The sequence below is a fragment of the Nonomuraea gerenzanensis genome (genome assembly GCF_020215645.1).
Taxonomy (GTDB): domain Bacteria; phylum Actinomycetota; class Actinomycetes; order Streptosporangiales; family Streptosporangiaceae; genus Nonomuraea; species Nonomuraea gerenzanensis.
This window is the reverse complement of record NZ_CP084058.1, coordinates 5210248-5225249: the sequence shown is the minus strand read 5'-3', so window position 1 is coordinate 5225249 and position 15002 is coordinate 5210248. Positions and strand designations below refer to the sequence as shown.

15 protein-coding genes are annotated in these 15002 nt (G+C 72.9%); 3 read left to right on the top strand and 12 right to left on the bottom strand.

The annotated features are described in order from the left end of the window. Nucleotides 1-40: 40 nt before the first annotated feature. From LCN96_RS24495 to LCN96_RS24475, 5 genes are all read right to left on the bottom strand, one after another. Complete coding sequence (locus LCN96_RS24495; RefSeq protein ID WP_225275218.1) at nucleotides 41-808, bottom strand: 4'-phosphopantetheinyl transferase family protein; 768 nt, start codon at nucleotides 806-808, stop codon at nucleotides 41-43. Next, complete coding sequence (locus LCN96_RS24490; protein WP_225275217.1) at nucleotides 805-1086, bottom strand: hypothetical protein; 282 nt, start codon at nucleotides 1084-1086, stop codon at nucleotides 805-807. The genes LCN96_RS24495 and LCN96_RS24490 overlap by 4 nt, the downstream gene beginning before the upstream one ends. A gap of 310 nt (nucleotides 1087-1396) precedes the next feature. After that, nucleotides 1397-3007 (bottom strand): acyl-CoA carboxylase subunit beta, encoded by a 1611-nt coding sequence (locus LCN96_RS24485; protein WP_225275216.1) that lies wholly within the window; start codon nucleotides 3005-3007, stop codon nucleotides 1397-1399. An 86-nt stretch (nucleotides 3008-3093) separates the two neighbouring features. Then, complete coding sequence (locus tag LCN96_RS24480) at nucleotides 3094-4080, bottom strand: LuxR C-terminal-related transcriptional regulator (RefSeq protein ID WP_225275215.1); 987 nt, start codon at nucleotides 4078-4080, stop codon at nucleotides 3094-3096. A gap of 82 nt (nucleotides 4081-4162) precedes the next feature. Further along, nucleotides 4163-5197 carry a hypothetical protein gene (locus tag LCN96_RS24475; protein ID WP_225275214.1) on the bottom strand — a complete coding sequence of 345 codons (1035 nt, stop codon included), beginning with the start codon at nucleotides 5195-5197 and terminating at the stop codon, nucleotides 4163-4165. 195 nt (nucleotides 5198-5392) lie between these two features. Between LCN96_RS24475 and LCN96_RS24470 the strand changes: the two genes are divergently transcribed. Continuing rightward, the gene (locus LCN96_RS24470; RefSeq protein ID WP_225275213.1) at nucleotides 5393-6889 is read left to right on the top strand and encodes a benzoate-CoA ligase family protein; all 1497 of its coding nucleotides are present in this window, start codon (nucleotides 5393-5395) and stop codon (nucleotides 6887-6889) included. 41 nt (nucleotides 6890-6930) lie between these two features. Next, entirely contained in the window at nucleotides 6931-7149 is a 219-nt protein-coding gene (locus LCN96_RS24465) for an EF-hand domain-containing protein (RefSeq protein WP_225275212.1), read from the top strand. A gap of 10 nt (nucleotides 7150-7159) precedes the next feature. Here LCN96_RS24465 and LCN96_RS24460 read toward each other — a convergent pair whose 3' ends face one another. The 5 genes from LCN96_RS24460 to LCN96_RS24440 are packed head-to-tail and all read right to left on the bottom strand — an operon-like array spanning nucleotide 7160 to nucleotide 11766. Then, complete coding sequence (locus LCN96_RS24460) at nucleotides 7160-7966, bottom strand: TIGR03084 family metal-binding protein (protein WP_225275211.1); 807 nt, start codon at nucleotides 7964-7966, stop codon at nucleotides 7160-7162. Further along, nucleotides 7963-9048, bottom strand: a complete 1086-nt coding sequence (locus tag LCN96_RS24455) for a carboxymuconolactone decarboxylase family protein (RefSeq protein ID WP_225275210.1) — start codon at nucleotides 9046-9048, stop codon at nucleotides 7963-7965. The genes LCN96_RS24460 and LCN96_RS24455 overlap by 4 nt, the downstream gene beginning before the upstream one ends. 1 nt (nucleotide 9049) lies before the next feature. After that, nucleotides 9050-10687, bottom strand: a complete 1638-nt coding sequence (locus LCN96_RS24450) for a GMC family oxidoreductase N-terminal domain-containing protein (RefSeq protein WP_225275209.1) — start codon at nucleotides 10685-10687, stop codon at nucleotides 9050-9052. Continuing rightward, nucleotides 10684-11253 carry a DUF5987 family protein gene (locus tag LCN96_RS24445; RefSeq protein WP_225275208.1) on the bottom strand — a complete coding sequence of 190 codons (570 nt, stop codon included), beginning with the start codon at nucleotides 11251-11253 and terminating at the stop codon, nucleotides 10684-10686. The genes LCN96_RS24450 and LCN96_RS24445 overlap by 4 nt, the downstream gene beginning before the upstream one ends. A gap of 9 nt (nucleotides 11254-11262) precedes the next feature. After that, entirely contained in the window at nucleotides 11263-11766 is a 504-nt protein-coding gene (locus LCN96_RS24440; protein ID WP_225275207.1) for a SigE family RNA polymerase sigma factor, read from the bottom strand. 432 nt (nucleotides 11767-12198) lie between these two features. On the opposite strand from LCN96_RS24440, the gene LCN96_RS24435 reads away from it, so the two are divergent. Then, complete coding sequence (locus LCN96_RS24435) at nucleotides 12199-12993, top strand: helix-turn-helix domain-containing protein (protein WP_225275206.1); 795 nt, start codon at nucleotides 12199-12201, stop codon at nucleotides 12991-12993. Between the two features lie 74 nt (nucleotides 12994-13067). Here LCN96_RS24435 and LCN96_RS24430 read toward each other — a convergent pair whose 3' ends face one another. Further along, a complete protein-coding gene (locus LCN96_RS24430) occupies nucleotides 13068-14456 on the bottom strand; it encodes a cytochrome P450 (RefSeq protein WP_225275205.1) in 1389 nt (462 codons plus the stop codon). Continuing rightward, nucleotides 14456-14986, bottom strand: coding sequence for a flavin reductase family protein (locus LCN96_RS24425; protein ID WP_225275204.1), 531 nt, complete (start codon nucleotides 14984-14986; stop codon nucleotides 14456-14458). Before LCN96_RS24425 ends, LCN96_RS24430 begins: the two co-directional genes overlap by 1 nt. Between the last annotated feature and the right edge of the window lie 16 nt (nucleotides 14987-15002).

Sequence of the window (15002 nt, the reverse complement as noted above, 5' to 3'; positions counted from 1 at the left end):
GATGGTGCGGCAGCGGGGCCTGGCGGGGCCTCGGTGTCTCTCAGGCCGCCACGAGCAGGGCGTCGTCCGGCACGCGCGTCGTGCTGCGCCCCGGCATCGCCCGCCGCTCGGCGACGGTGATCGCGCTCTCCTCGGTGATGACCGCCACCACGGCGGCGTACCCGTCGCCGGGGTGCAGCGTGCGGAAGCGTACGTGCCCGGGAGGCACGTCCAGCGGCCAGCTCAGCAGCGCCGGCTCGGCGAAGGGGCCGCTGACCTCCACCTCCGTGGGCGGGACCCGCAGGCCGTGCCCGGTGGCCTTGAGCGCCGCCTCCTTGCGTACCCAGAGCCTGACGAAGGCCTCGTAGCGCTCGTGCCGGGGCAGCGCGTCCAGCTGGGCCTGCTCCCACGAGGTGAGCGCGCAGCGCGCCAGGTCGTCCACGGGCTCGGCCGGGACGGCCTCCACGTCCACGCCCAGCGGCCCCTCCTCGCTCAGCGCCACCACCACCCGGTCACCGGAGTGGGAGATGGACACGTGCAGGTGGGCGCCGTCGCCCGTCAGCTCGGGCTTGCCGTGGTAGCGGTCGCAATCCGGGCAGGAGCGGTCGACCGCCACCTCCTGCGGGCTGGTGCCGAGCTGGGCGGCGCTCGCCGTCCGCAGCAGCCACGCTCCCGTGACGAAACGGCGGCGGTCGGCCGCGCGGCGGAACCGCGCCGCCCTGCCCAGCTCCCGCTCGCTCAGCACCACGGCCATGCTCTCCTCGGTCCGGTCGTCCGGACCCGCCCACCAGATCTGGCACTGTCCCTGCGTCAGCACCGAAGCAATCATCTGTCGTCCTCCCTGGCCTCACGCGTGACAAGGCGGTGGCAGCCCACCAGTTCCCAACGGTCCACTTCCGGGTTGGCGAGGATCTCGCGCACCCGCTCGCCCACCTGAGCGCTCGTGAGCGGCTCGTCGGGGCGGACGCGGATGACGATGGCACCGGTGGCCTGGGCGAGGTCCTTGTGCCACCCTGCGGGCAGCAGCGCCATGATGCGGATGCCGTCCACCGGCGTCGCCGGCAGCGGCAGGCCGTGCGCCTGGCGCATCGTCAGCTGGATCACCATGGCGGCAGGACCCTCCGCCCGTGGAGGAAAGTGCGCTTCATGTCGTGCCTCCCTGTTCGGGGTCATGTCCTCACAGCTCCACTGTGCGGTGGCGGGGGCCGCCGATCGAGGCGTCGGGGAGGCAGGAAGCTGCATGCGGGGCACCGCATGTTGTCAGGCAGGGCCGCTGAGCACGCGAAAAGCCCGGCCTCGGTGACACCGAGGCCGGGCTGAAGGGGCGGGCTGAAGGGGCGGGCTGAAGGGGCGGGCTGAAGGGGCGGGCGGGGAGAGGCGGGCTGGGAGAGGCGGGCTGGGAGGGTGTACAGGCGGGTCAGAGCGGGACGTTGCCGTGCTTGCGCGGCGCGCTGTGCTTGCGCTTGTCGCGCAGCATGGCCAGGCCGCGGGCGAGCGCCGCCCTGGTGTCGGCGGGGTCGATCACGTCGTCCACGAGCCCGCGCTCGGCGGTGTAGGTGGGATGGATGAGCTCGCGTTTGTAGCGTTCGAGCAGCTCGGCCCGCTCGGTGACGGGATCGGCGGCGGCGGCGAGCTGCCGGCGGTAGACGATGTTCACGGCGCCCTCGGCGCCCATCACGGCGACCTCGTTGGTGGGCCAGGCCAGCGACAGGTCGGTGCCGATGGAGCGCGAGTCCATGACGATGTACGCGCCCCCGTACGCCTTCCTGAGGATGACCGAGATGCGCGGCACCGTCGCCTCGCAGTAGGCGTACAGCAGCTTGGCGCCGTGCCTGATGACGCCCTCGTACTCCTGGTCCTTGCCGGGCAGGAAGCCGGGCACGTCCACGAGCGTCACCAGCGGGATGGAGAAGGCATCACAGAACCTGACGAAGCGCGCCGCCTTCTGCGCGGCCTTCGCGTCGAGCACGCCGGCCAGCACGGTCGGCTGGTTGGCCACCACGCCGACCACCTCGCCGTCGATCCTGGCCAGGGCGCAGATCACGTTGCCCGCCCAGTTCCGGTGGGTCTCCAGGAAGTCCCCGTCGTCCACCAGCTCCGCCAGCACCTCACGCATGTCGTACAGCTTGTGCTGCTCGGCGGGCACGATCTCGGCGAGGCGGGGACGCACGTCGGCCGCCGCGCCGCAGGGCGGCGCGGCGGGCGGTCTGCCCAGGTTGTTGCTCGGCAACATCGACAGCAGGTCGCGCACCGAGGCCAGGCACTCCTCCTCGTCGTCGTGCACGAACGTGGCCACGCCGGAGCGGCTGCCGTGCACCTGCGCGCCGCCCAGCTCGGCGTGCGTCACGCGCTCGCCCGTCACCGCCTCCACCACGTCGGGCCCGGTCAGGTAGAGCTGGGCGGTGTCGCCTGCCATGAACGTGAAGTCGGCCAGCGCCGTGGAGTAGGCCGCGCCGCCGGCACACGGGCCGAGCACCACGCTGATCTGCGGGATCACGCCCGACGCCTGCACATAGCGCTGGAAGATGCCGCCGTAGCCGTTGAGCGACATGACGCCTTCCTGGATCCGGGCGCCGCCGCTGTCGTTCAGCCCGATGAACGGCGCCCCGGTGGACAGCGCCAGCTCCATCACCTTCTGGATCTTCAGGGCGTGCGCCTCGCCGAGCGAGCCGCCGAAGAGGGTGAAGTCCTGCGCGTAGACGAACACGCGGCGGCCGTCGATCGTGCCGGAGCCGGTGACGACCCCGTCGGTGTGCGGCCGCTGCCGTTCCATGCCCAGCCCCTGCGCGCGGTGCCTGCGCAACATGTCCAGCTCCACGAACGAGCCCTCGTCCAGCAGGAGGTCCAGCCGCTCGCGCGCGGTGCGCTTGCCCAGGGCGCGCTGCCGCTCCACGCCCCGGTGGTCGCCGTCGGCGATGTCCTGGCGCAACCTGCCCAGCTCGTCACGGAGCCGGTCCATCGAGGGGGGCGCCGGCAGGACGGCCTGTTCGAGTTCTTCCGCGGTGATGTCCAGCTCAGAGATGCTCATCGTCTGCTCCTCACAGGCTTCTCCGTATCCTTCAGTGAAAGATCGGAGCCCGGTGGGTGTCACCTCTTGGTGTGCCGGACGCACCGTCAGATCCAGTTCTCCTCCTTCGCCCGCAGCGCCGCCTGGAAGCGGTTGGCGGCGCCGAGCCTGGCCATGAGGTCGGCGACGTAGCGGCGGTAGGTGCGCACGGAGATGTCGAGCTCGCGGGCGGCGATCTCGTCCTTGTCCGCCGTCGCCATCACGGTGAGGATGCGCTGCTCCATCTGCGACAGCGCCGGCTCCTCGTCGGGCGGGTCGAGGTGGTGGCGCAGGTCCACGGCGCTCTTCCACAGGCCCTCGAAGTAGATGTAGAGCTGCGAGATCAGGCCGGGCTCGCGCACCAGGAGCGCGCCGGCGGAGTGGTGGGAGGGGTCGATGGGCACGACGGCCACGCTGCGGTCGTACATCAGCATGCGGTCCATGTGCTGGTCGGTGATGCGGATCTCGGCGCCGAGGTTGACCAGCTCGCGCAGGTAGGACAGCATGCGCTGGTCCTCGATCGCCTTCGGGTGGAAGATCTGCTTGAGCGCGAGCCCGCGGCGCAGCGACCGCTGGTCGAGCGGCAGCGCCGACTCGATCATCACCTCGGTGAACGGGCCGCCGGGGTGCAGGCAGAGCGTCTCCTTGTAGCAGAAGAAGGCCAGGTCGTCCAGGCGCTGGCGGACGCGGGCGCCGTCCTCGACCCGCTCGATGTCGAGGATCGCGGCGACCTTGTCGCCCTCCCGCTTGTCGTCCTGGAAGGAGGAGATGGCGTCGCGGGCGCTGAAGACCCGCCTGATCTCCGCGTTCAGCTCCTCCATGCGCTGCTCGACCAGGCGCTCGATGGCCACGCGCGGGTCCGTGGCGGTGACGCGGTAGCGGTCGGTGAGGTCCAGCATGGACAGCCTGCCGAGCAGGTCCACGGCCTCCTCGACCGTGTCGGGGTCCATGCCGAGCGCCTCCGGCACGGAGCCGACACCCTCACCCTTGTGCTTGAGGAAGAACCGGTAGACCTGTTCCGCCTGTGGTGTGATGCCGATGACCGAGAGGTCCATCGCGCACCTCCTACCTGCACATGGAGCTCCTGGCACCATCATCGGCGCCGGAACGCGCCGCGTCCCCTCGCAACGTGCGGTGTCAGGGGACGGGGCAGGGCAGCACGGTGGCCGACCGGGTGGCCCGGTAGCAGGCGGCGCCGGGGCACACCACCTTGACGACCTGCCCGGGCGCCTGCGGCTCCACCGCGACGGGCTCGTGGCCGAACCGGTGCCCGGCGATCTCCGGCCAGCTCGCCGGGCGCAGCCCGCCCAGCTCGTGCACCAGCGACGTGTCGGCCTCGACGGCCATGCCCTCCAGGTACGCCGCGTAGTCGCCCTCGCGGTGCCACACCGCGAAGCGGCGCAGCGAGTCGGGCAGCGGCAGCGTGTGCCACGGCTGCGCCCTGGACGCCATGGCCAGCAGGAACGCCTCGCTCACCGCCGACTTCACCGTACGGTCGGCGGCGACGGCCAGCGCGCCCGCGTCCCCGCCCACGGTCACCAGCGCGACGCTGGCGTCCTGCGCCGACAGCACGAACGCCGACACCCGCAGGCCGAGCCCGGTGGCCGAGGCCATCACCCCGGGCGGCAGCAGCCGGTCGAGCTGCTCGGAGACCCGCAGCAGCGGCCGACGCGGATCGGCCCACCAGCGGGCCACCACGTCGTGGGCGAAGATCTCCGCGATCGCCTCGGCCACGCCGTGGTCCACCACCCCGCTCGTGGCCGGCTCGACCCGGCACTCCTGCCGTTCCAGCCACACCACCTCGGCGGGCAGCAGGTAGCGGTTGCCGCTCAGCAGGCCCACGCCGGGCAGCACGACGCCCGTACTCGCGGGCGGGTCGGCGAGGAAGTCGTCCAGCCGCAGCTCCTTGCCGCCGCGCGCCCGCGCGCCCGTGGGCGGCCGCTCGGCCAGCTCGCGCAGCGCGCGCACCGCCGACGCCCTGGCGCGGGCGCGCGCCCGCGTGCGCGCCTCGTGCCCGGAGAAGCCCGCCACGATCGCCGCGACCTCACCGGCCCTCTCACCGGCCCTCTCACTGGCCGCCTCCGCGTAGGCCAGGTGTACGGCGCCGCCCAGGCAGTCGACCACCTCGTCCACACCGGTGGCCGACCACGAGCCTGCGGGCATGGACGCCATAGCCACTCCTCAACCGGGAACAGGGAAGCCTGCGTGCCTTCAGTACAGGTGGCGCCCGCCACGGCAGTCAACGTGCCGCCCCTGATCGAGCAATCGCAGAGAAGCCCGGCCGCTGACAGCAACCTGCCAGCCACGCCCAGCTTGCTGCGCGGCCCGCCGCTGTCCCGTGACGGGGGGCGCAGGCACCGTGGAGGCATGGACTCCTACAACATCACCACGCGCTTCCTCGGCGGCGGCCGGGCGGACGCGACCGCGCTCATCACCCGCGCGGGCCCGATCAGCTACGGCGAGCTGCGGGCCCTGGCCGCCCGGGCCGGCAACGCGCTGCGCGCGCTCGGCGTGCGCCGCGGCGACCGGGTCCTCATCGCGGCGGGCGACGGCGCGGAGTTCGTCGCCACCTGGTACGGCGCCCAGCAGATCGGCGCCGTCACCGCCGAGGTCTACACCTACCTGCGGCCCAAGGACTACCGCTACTTCGTCGGCTACACCGAGCCCAAGGTCATCCTGGCCGACCCCGCCGTCCTGGACAACCTGCGCGCCGCGGGCGCGACCGGCCTGCTGGTGACGGGTTACCCGCGCGGCGGGCTGCGCGCCGGCGAGCACCACTTCGACACGCTCGTCGGCGCCCAGTCCGACCGGCTCGACCCCGTCCACGTGGCGCCGGAGGAGCCGGCGATCTGGAAGTTCACCACCGGCAGCACGGGCGCGCCGCGCGCCTGCGTGCTGCCCGCGCGCAGCCCGCACCGCAGCTTCGAGCAGTACGCGCGGGGCGTGCTGGGCATCCGGGAGGACGACGTCGTGCTGCCGGTGCCGAAGCTGTTCTTCGGCTACGCCCGCGACCTGGCCGCGCTGTTCCCGTTCGGCGCCGGCGCGGCGGGCGTGGTCTTCCCCGAGCGGAGCAGGGCCGAGACCATCTTCGAGCTGATCGCCGAGCACCGCCCGACGATCCTGGTGAACGTGCCGACCATGATGAGCGCGATGCTGGCCCACCCCGACGCGGCCCGGCAGGACCTGAGCTGCCTGCGGCTGTGCACGTCGGCGGGCGAGCCGCTCCCGCCCGAGCTGCACCGGCGCTGGCTCGACACGTTCGGCGTGGAGGTGGTCGACGGCATCGGCTCCTCGGAGGCGTACCACATCTACCTGTCCAACCGGCCGGGACGGGTGCGCCCCGGCACGCTCGGCGAGCTGGTGCCCGGCTACCGCGCCAGGGTGGTGGACGAGGACGGCGCGGAGGTCCGTGACGGCGACGTCGGCCGGTTGGAGATCACCGGTGACACGGTGGCGGCGGAGTACTGGCAGGAGCCGGTCAAGTCGGCGCGCACGTTCGTGGGCGAGCGCACCGTCCTGTCCGGCGACCTGGTCAGCAGGGACGCCGACGGCTTCTACCGCTTCCACGGCAGGGCCGACGACCTGCTGAAGGTGGGCGGGGTGTGGATCGCGCCCGCCGAGATAGAGAACTGCCTGCTGACGCATCCCTCGGTGCGCGAGTGCGTGGTGGTGGGCGAGCAGGCGGGCGGCCTGAGCCGGCCGCGGGCCTACGTGGTGGCCACCTCGCCGGTCTCCCCCGAGGAGCTGAAGGCGTACGTACGGGGCCGGCTGGCGCCGCACAAGTTCCCCAGGGAGATCACCCTCGTCCCCGGCCTGCCGCAGACCGCCAACGGAAAGGTCGATCGCCGGGCCCTGGCCGCCTAGAATCCGTCCGAGTGACCGCCCGCGCAGTGAAGAGGTTGCCCATGCCGGAGCTCGACGACCCGACCGCCACGTTCCGCGAGTTCGACCGCGACGCCGACGGATACATCACGCGCGAGGAGTTCGTGCTCGCCATGCGCTCGCGCGGCGAGGAGGTCACCGCCGCCGAGCTCGACTCGATCTTCAGGGTGTCGGACGAGCACGACGGCGACGTGGACGGCCGGATCTCGCTGGCGGAGTTCCTGGTGGCCTGGAACAAGTGACGAGCGGCCCTCAGGCCGCGCTCCTGCGCGGGAACTGGCCGGGGCGGCGCCCCGCGCCCGCCGGGCCCCGGTAGGCCTGGGCGATGTCCAGCCACCGGTCGGCCTCCTCGCCCACCGCGGTGACCGCGACGTCGGCGCGGTGCCTGCGCCGGGTCACCAGCAGGCAGAAGTCCTCGGCGAGCCCGCTGACGCGCTGGTCGGCGTCCTCGGGCCCGTACGCCCACAGCTCGCCGCCCGGGCCGGTGATCTCGAAGCGGAACTCGGTGGCCGGCGGGGTCAGGCCGCGCGACAGGTAACCGAAGTCCTGGGTGAGCACCGCGAAGACCACCAGGTGCCGCAGGCTGTCACCGCGCCGCAGCTCGACGCCGAGCGCGTCGGCGATGTCCTGACCGTGCGCGAACTGCTCCATGATGCCCGCGCAGCCGAGCACGATCGGCGGCAGCGGGTTGACCAGCCACGGCACGGTCCGGTCCGGCGGCACCGCGGCGAGCCCGGTGACCGCGGCGGCCCGCTGGGCGCGCCACTTGGCCAGCAGGGTGGCGGGGGTGTCGTCGGCGAACGCCTTGAGCGCGGCGTTCACGGCGCCGTCGAAGTTGTGCTGGGCGTCCTCGGTCATGGCCTGGAAGGCCGCCGCGTCCGTGGCCGCCGTGGCGGCCAGCCGGAACACGAACGTCAGGTGGGCGATCTGGTCGGCGATCGTCCAGCCGGGGGCGGGGGTGGGGAGGTGCCACTGGGCCGGTTCGAGACCTGCCACGAGGCTGTCGAGCTGGTCGCCGTCCGAGGCCAGGTCGGCGAGTACGGCGTCGAGTTCGCTCACGGGTTCGTCCTTTCCACTGATGAAGCCTTGACTGGGGATGGCGTGTCGGCTGGGGACGGCGTGCCGGCCGCAAGGGGCGCCGGTTGGTCCTCGGCGGTGCGGCGGGCGGCTGACAGGCTCGCCCACGACGTCAGCTCGATGAGCGAGCGGTCGTCGTGGCCGCCGCCCTGGGCGCTCCGGCAGGCCGCGATGGTGGCGTCGTGGACCTGGTAGGGGGCCAGCGCGGTCAGCAGGGCCAGCGTGGCGGCGGGGCGCAGGCCGGGTGGCAGCTCCGCCGTCGCCTCGGTGACCCTGGCGCGGGCGGGTGGGGCGCCGTCCCAGGCCGCCAGGCGTCGCGTGACCAACTCGCGGACCGGGGCGGGCACCGAGCGCCGCCCGGCCGCCTCGATGGCGGCCGACGCCCTGGCGAACGCGCCGGCCAGGGGGCCGCTGCCCGCCCACGCCAGGTCCGGCGGCAGGTCGGCGGCGGGCAGCAGCGGCAGCGACTCGCCGGGCGGGATCGTCCTGCGGGCGGCCGGGCGCATGAGCCGGCCGAAGACGCGCAGGGCCGGCCCGCGGGCGCGGCGGGGCACCTCGGGAGGCAGCGGGGAGTCGCCGAGGAACACCGCCACCATGCGGTTGAGGTAGTGGAAGGTCACCGCCACGGCGACAAGCTCCGCATCCAGCGCCGGGGGCGGTTCCGTCGCCGCTCGGCCGCCGCCCGTGCTCCGCGCCCACGCCGCCACGGGCGCGTACCGCGGGTCGTCGTGCCCGCGCAGGCCGAGCAGCGTGGCGCGGTGCACGTCCACGCAGTACGGGCAGGCGTTGGCGGCCGACACCTCGGTCGCCACCACCTCCTTGACCACCCGCGCAGCCACTCCCCCGGACAGCAGGGACTCGCGCAGCATCATCCACCCCGCCGCCAGCACCTCGGGCGCCGGCGAGTGCAGCAGCACCGGCGGGGCCGCCATGCCGAAGTCCCGGACGAGCTGGCCGTACACCCGCCCCACCAGCCCGCGTGCCGCGCGCGGCGGCACCGGGGACACGTGGCGCACCTGGGCGAGCACGCCGCGCTCCGTCACGCGGGCGAGCAGCCTGCCCACCTCACCCTCCCAGGGCGGGCACCAGCGGCGCGGTGCCGCGCCGGCCGGCGGTCGAGCCGTCGGGGGCGGGCGCGCCGTACCGGACGTCCACCCCGCGCTCCCGCGCCGCGCGGACGATGGCCGGCACCGCGCGCTCGGCGAGCGCCGAGATGGTCATGGCCGGGTTCACGGTCAGCGCGGCCGGTACGGCGGAGCCGTCGGTGACGAAGATCCCCGGGTGGCCGCGCAGCTCGTGCCGGTCGTCGAGCGCGGAGGTGCGCGGGTCGTCGCCGATGCGGCACGAGGCCAGCGGGTGCACGGTGTACGCGCCCACCAGGTCGTTGGTCCACGGCGTGACGGTGGCCAGGCCGTCGCGCTCCAGGATGTCCTTGCACTCGGCGTCGGCCATCGCCCAGGCGGCCTGCGTGTTGAGCGTCGGCTTGTAGCTGAGCGTGCCGAGGCCGAGCATCTGCTGGGAGACCCGGTCGGCGTTGCCGCGCGCGGGCGGCGGGCCGAACACGCCCTCGTTGTCGTCCTCGATCATCTGGAAGATGATCAGCCACTTCTGCCAGTGGCTGAGCAGCTCCTTCTTCTCCAGGCCGAACCAGCGCGGGTCCTGGCCGCCGGTCAGCGCGAGGATCGTGCCGAGCCCCGGCGGGAAGTAGAGCTGCTCCAGCGAGAAGCGGGTGTACTCGGGCAGCGAGCCGTCCAGCCGGTCCCAGTTGGCCACCGTGGGCCCCTTGCCGATCTGGAACGCCGCGGGGTCGAGCTCCAGGCCGAGTACCTCGCGGACGCGCTCCTCGTTCAGCACCGCGGTGTTGAGCCGCTCGCCGTTGCCGGAGAAGTAGCGGCCTACCGCGTGCGGCATCGGGCCGAGCGCGGCGGCGCTGCGCTGCAGGATGACGGGGGTGGCCGCGGCGCCCGCGGCGAGCACGACCACCTCGGCGTCGATGCTGCCCTCGCCCGCGGTGATCCGGTAGTCCTCGGCGTCCACGAGCTGGTAGTGCACGCGGTAGCCGCCGTCGGGGTTCCTGGCGATGCTCTGCACCTCGTGCAGCGGCCTGATCGCGGCTCCGTGCGCGAGCGCGGCGGGCAGGTAGTTGAGCAGGAGCGACTGCTTGGCGTCGAAGCGGCAGCCGGCCATCATCCAGTTGCAGTTGGTGCAGGCGGCGGTGTCCACGGCGGCGGGCACCGGGTTGGCGGTGCGGCCGGCGTGCCGGCAGGCGGCGGCCCAGAGCCCGCCGGAGTAGGACACGTCGTCCCAGCCCTGCCGGGTGATGGCGATGGACTCCGCGACGCGGTCGTACCAGGGGTCCAGCGTGTCGCGGGTGATCGAGGAGGGCCACATGCGGCGGTTGACGCTGCCGCGCCGCTCGAACACGAAGCGGGGCGCCCGCGGCATCGCGGCGAAGTAGACGACGCTGCCGCCGCCCACGCAGTTGCCGCCGAGCACGCTCATCCCGTCGCCGACCGTGAAGTCGAACAGGCGCGTGTAGGACGAGCCGAGCTTGAAGTCGTGGTCGTAGTCCGCGGCGGTCAGCCACGGGCCGCGCTCCAGCATGACCACGCGGGCCCCGCCCGCGGCCAGGTGGTAGGCGGCGATCGCGCCGCCGAAGCCGGTGCCGACCACGAGCACGTCGGTGCGCTCGACACTGTTCATGCTGGGCTCCCTGTGTCGGTGGTGCCGGGGTGGAGGTCGGCGAGCTGCCTGCCGTACGACCAGGAGGGGAAGCGCCACAGGCCGTCGGCGCCCGGCGCGGCCAGGCGCATGGAGGTCAGGCCCGGGTGCCCGGCGGCCAGCGCGGCGGCGGTGCCGGTGTGCGCGGCCGAGTCGTAGGCCATGTAGCAGAACAGGGACAGCAGCACCCACAGCGCCTTGTCGGGGTGGCCGGGCGCGGTGAGCACGCGGACCAGGTCGGTGCGCTGCTCGAAGCCGAGCGCCACGAACGGCGGGACGTCCCCGTCCAGGTCGAGGCCGTGCTGCTGGGCGAACTCGCGGGCGTGCTCATTGAGCGCGCGGGCGTAACCGTCGAGGCTCTGGCTGATGCCGGTGGCGTCCCAGTGGATCAGCTCCATCGCGCCCGCCGCCACCGCGCCGCCGGTGGGGCTCGCGCCGGCCACCGCCCTGTCCTGGTCGCTGCGTCTGGCGCCGGGGATGATCGTGTCGGCGAACGCCTCGAGCGTGGTGACCCTCGTCTCGTGGTCCGCGGAGAGCTGTGCGCTCATGGGCCTTCCTTAGGTGGATGAGGCGTCCAGCGCGTCCCTCAGGGTGTTCAGCGCGCGGACGGTCTGGCTGCGTACCGTGGATGACTCGTTGCCCAGGACCCGCGCGGTCTCCTCCACGCTGCGGTCCTCCCAGAAGCGGAGGAAGATCGTGGCGCGCTGGCGGGGGCCGAGCCTGGCCAGCGCGTCCCTCAGCACCATGCGCTGGACCACCGGGACGTACGGGTCGAGCGCGGCGCCGGCCTCGGGCGGCACGCCGAACAGGACCTCCCTGGTCCATCGCGACGACCGGCGGTCGCTGATGAGCAGCCGCGTCATGACCCGGCGCGCGTACGGCGCGATCCTGTCCCGCCGTTCCAGCTCGCGCCAGCGCAGATAGATGGTCATGAGTGTCCGCTGGACCAGGTCGTCCGCCTCGTGCCAGTCGCCGGACAGCGCGAAGGCGCTGCGTCTCAGCATGGGCCTGGTCTGCTGGACGAAGCGCGTGAATTCTTGTTCGCCCCGCCCTTCGGACATAATCGCTCCCCCGTTTTTTGCACAGTCGGTCGATATGTGAAGAATCGACCTGCGCACTATGCGGGACAACCCCTAGCCGGGTGCCCGGCGCCCTTATTCGAAGGGGCACCCCTAATCGTGGCCGGCGGACCCCTGATAACGCGGCGCGGCCGGGGGCGGGCGGCCGGTGCGCTCGTACGCTCGGGGGATGGGCAGCCCTCTTGGCCACCTGCGCGGCCCTCCGGCCCTCTCAGGACAGTTGACAACAATCAACAGGGTTTTGCAAGGAAAACTACCGCGAGAAACCGGGCAAGCACTTGGCGATTTTTGTCGAATCAATTTCGGGAACCGTGCAGCATTCGCGCGGGCGCACCGCGTGTACCACCGAAGGGCATTTATCGACGCGTATCCGGAAAGCGCGCAACACCGGCCGATCCGGAAGCGGGAGGCCACATGGACGACGTCATCGAACGAGCGGTCATGCGAGTGATCGACGACATTCACGAGAACTTCGGTGAGCAGATCACCATCGACGACATGGCGCACACCGCGATGTTCAGCAAGTTCCACTTCTCGCGGGTCTTCCAGCGGGTCACGGGGCTGTCACCAGGCCGGTTCCTGTCGGCGGTGCGGTTGCGCGAGGCCAAGCGGCTGCTCGCCTCGACCTCGTTGAACATCGCCTACATCAGCCACCAGGTCGGCTACTCCAGCGTCGGCACGTTCAGCAGCCGTTTCACGCGGAGCGTGGGCCTGTCCCCCAGCCGCTACCGCCAGGTCCTGAGCGTGCCGAGGATGAGCGTGGCGGGCGGGGCGAGCCGGTCGCGCGGCGGCGGCACCGCCACCGTGCACGGCACGGTCACCTCGCCGCTGCCCGACCGGCCGGTCTTCGCGGGCATGTTCGTGGGGCAACTCCTGGAGGGCAAGCCCGCCAGTTACACCGTGCTCAGCCGGCCCGGCCCGTTCGTCATGGACGACGTGCCAGCGGGCCACTGGTACCTGCTGGCCCAGTCGGTGGCCGAGGGCTGCGACGAGGTCGTCAACCTGCCGCCCACCAGCGAGGTCACGCTGTGCGTCGCGCGCCGCGGCCCCATCGCGGTCGGCGCGCACGGCGGCGCCCACCGGGCCGACCTCACGCTGCGGCCCATGAGCAGCTTCGACCCGCCGCACCTGCTCGCGCTGGGCGACATGCTGTCCGCGTGGAACCAGGAGGCCGGCGGGTACGACCAGCAGCGGGAGGACACCGGGTGAAGGAGACCAGGGACGCGCGGGGCCGCGGGCGGTGACGAGATCACCGCCCGCGGCCCTTTTTTCCGCGCCTTCTCCTACAGGACGCCGACGGTCATCGGCAGCCCGCCCCGCACCCGCAGCGACAACATCGCCTCGGGCACGGCCGGCCGCCCGGGCAGCCCGGTCAGCCGCAGCTCGCGCACCACGGAGGCGAGCACGAAGACGGCCTCCATCATCCCCAGATGGCTGCCGACGCAGAACCGCGGCCCGGCGCCGAACGGGATGTAGGCGTAGCGGGGCCGGTCCGACCGCACGTCCGGCGCGAACCTGCCGGGATCGAACCGCTCCGGCTCGCGCCACCAGGCCGGATGCCGGTGCAGCGTGTACGGGCTGATCAGCACGTCCGCCCCGGCGGGCACCCGGTACCCGCCCACCTCGTCGCCCGTCACCGCCACGCGGGTCAGCGCCCACACCGGCGGGTAGAGCCGCATGACCTCCTCCAGCACCATGGTGGTGTAGGTGAGCCTGGGCAGGTCGTCCACCGTCGGCGGCCGGTCGCCCAGCACGGAGACGGCCTCCTCGCGCAGCCGCTCCCGCACGGCGGGATGGCGGTCGATCAGATGGAAGGCCCACGACAGCGTGCTGGCCGTGGTCTCGTGCCCGGCCAGCAGGATGGTGATCAGCTCGGCACGCAGCCGGTCGCGGGCCGCCCGCTCGTCGGGCGCCTGCCCGGCGGCGGCGATCAGGCGGGACAGCAGGTCATCCCCGCCGGTGGGATGCTCGATCCGGTGGGCGACCAGGGCGTCCACGACCCGGTGCAGCTCGCGCCGCGACCGGCGGAAGCGCAGGTGCAGCGGGAGCGGCAGCCACAGCGGCACCGCGCCGAGCGTCACCATCTCGAACATCGCCTGGTCCTGGACGCCCTCGAAGCCGTGCCCGATGGACCCGTGCCCAAGAGACCCGCACGCGCTGAGGTCGGCCTCCAGCAGCGTCCTGCCCAGCACGCCGAGTGTGAGCGCGGTCATCTCGTGGGCCACGTCCACGGGCCCGCCGCCCGCGTGGGCGCGCAGCCTGGCCACCAGCCGGCCCGTCTCCTCGGCGATGACCGTGTCCTGCCTGGCCAGCCGCTTGTTCTGGAACAGCGGCTGGATCGCCTTGCGCTGGTCGCGCCACACCTGCCCGTGGCTGGTCAGCAGGCCGTCGCCGAGGACCCGCCTGGCCTCGGCCAGGCCGAGGCCCTTGCGGTAGCCGGCGTTGTTGTCGGCCAGCACGTGCTTGGCGTGGTCGGGGTGGTTGAACAGGTAGAGGCTCTTGGGGCCGATGGTGAGCCGCACCGCGTCGCCGTACCTGGCCACGGCGTCCGACAGCATGCCCAGCCGGTCCGAGACGAGCTGCCTGAACAGGGCCGGTCCCGCCCAGAGCGGCGGGCCGGGCGGCGCGGCACGCACCCGTGCCCGCGCCGCCGGCCGAGTCTGGACAGCCATCACGCCGCGACCTCGTCGAGCGCGGCGAACCTGCCCCGGTACACCAGCAACCCGTCACTGCCTGGACGCTGCCGCATCGACAGCACCTTGCCCAGGAAGATGGTGTGGTCGCCGCCGTCGTAGGAGCGCCACAGGTCGCACTCGAAGCTCACGGCGGCGTCCGCGATCAGCGGCACGTCCGTCAGCTCGCCGGGCACCACGTCCACCGCGGCGAACTGGGCGGCGCCCGTCTCGCGGTAGCGGTTGGCGAAGTGCCTGGCCTCGGCCTCCTGGTGGGCGGCGAGCACGGAGACGCCGAAGAAGGAGCTGGCGCCGAGGAAGCGGTGCATGCTCGCCGACTTGGCGACACACACCAGCAGCAGCGGCGGGTCCAGCGAGACCGAGGTGAAGGAGTTGGCCGTCATGGCGTGAGGGACGGGGCCGCCGGTCGTCACCACGGTGACGCCGGTGGCGAAGGCACCGAACGCGTGACGCAACGCCGCGGCGTCGATCGCGCTGTCGGTCAGTGCGGTGGAAGAGGAGACGTGCACGCTGACCTCCTGTGAT

What these genes read in the sequence shown, in the direction of transcription:
- LCN96_RS24495 (WP_225275218.1), bottom strand. Translation starts at nt 808, where the DNA reads ATGATTGCTTCGGTGCTGACGCAGGGACAGTGCCAGATCTGGTGGGCG.
- LCN96_RS24490 (WP_225275217.1), bottom strand. Translation starts at nt 1,086, where the DNA reads ATGGTGATCCAGCTGACGATGCGCCAGGCGCACGGCCTGCCGCTGCCG.
- LCN96_RS24485 (WP_225275216.1), bottom strand. Translation starts at nt 3,007, where the DNA reads ATGAGCATCTCTGAGCTGGACATCACCGCGGAAGAACTCGAACAGGCC.
- LCN96_RS24480 (WP_225275215.1), bottom strand. Translation starts at nt 4,080, where the DNA reads ATGGACCTCTCGGTCATCGGCATCACACCACAGGCGGAACAGGTCTAC.
- LCN96_RS24475 (WP_225275214.1), bottom strand. Translation starts at nt 5,197, where the DNA reads ATGGCGTCCATGCCCGCAGGCTCGTGGTCGGCCACCGGTGTGGACGAG.
- LCN96_RS24470 (WP_225275213.1), top strand. Translation starts at nt 5,393, where the DNA reads ATGGACTCCTACAACATCACCACGCGCTTCCTCGGCGGCGGCCGGGCG.
- LCN96_RS24465 (WP_225275212.1), top strand. Translation starts at nt 6,931, where the DNA reads ATGCCGGAGCTCGACGACCCGACCGCCACGTTCCGCGAGTTCGACCGC.
- LCN96_RS24450 (WP_225275209.1), bottom strand. Translation starts at nt 10,687, where the DNA reads ATGAACAGTGTCGAGCGCACCGACGTGCTCGTGGTCGGCACCGGCTTC.
- LCN96_RS24445 (WP_225275208.1), bottom strand. Translation starts at nt 11,253, where the DNA reads ATGAGCGCACAGCTCTCCGCGGACCACGAGACGAGGGTCACCACGCTC.
- LCN96_RS24440 (WP_225275207.1), bottom strand. Translation starts at nt 11,766, where the DNA reads ATGTCCGAAGGGCGGGGCGAACAAGAATTCACGCGCTTCGTCCAGCAG.
- LCN96_RS24435 (WP_225275206.1), top strand. Translation starts at nt 12,199, where the DNA reads ATGGACGACGTCATCGAACGAGCGGTCATGCGAGTGATCGACGACATT.
- LCN96_RS24430 (WP_225275205.1), bottom strand. Translation starts at nt 14,456, where the DNA reads ATGGCTGTCCAGACTCGGCCGGCGGCGCGGGCACGGGTGCGTGCCGCG.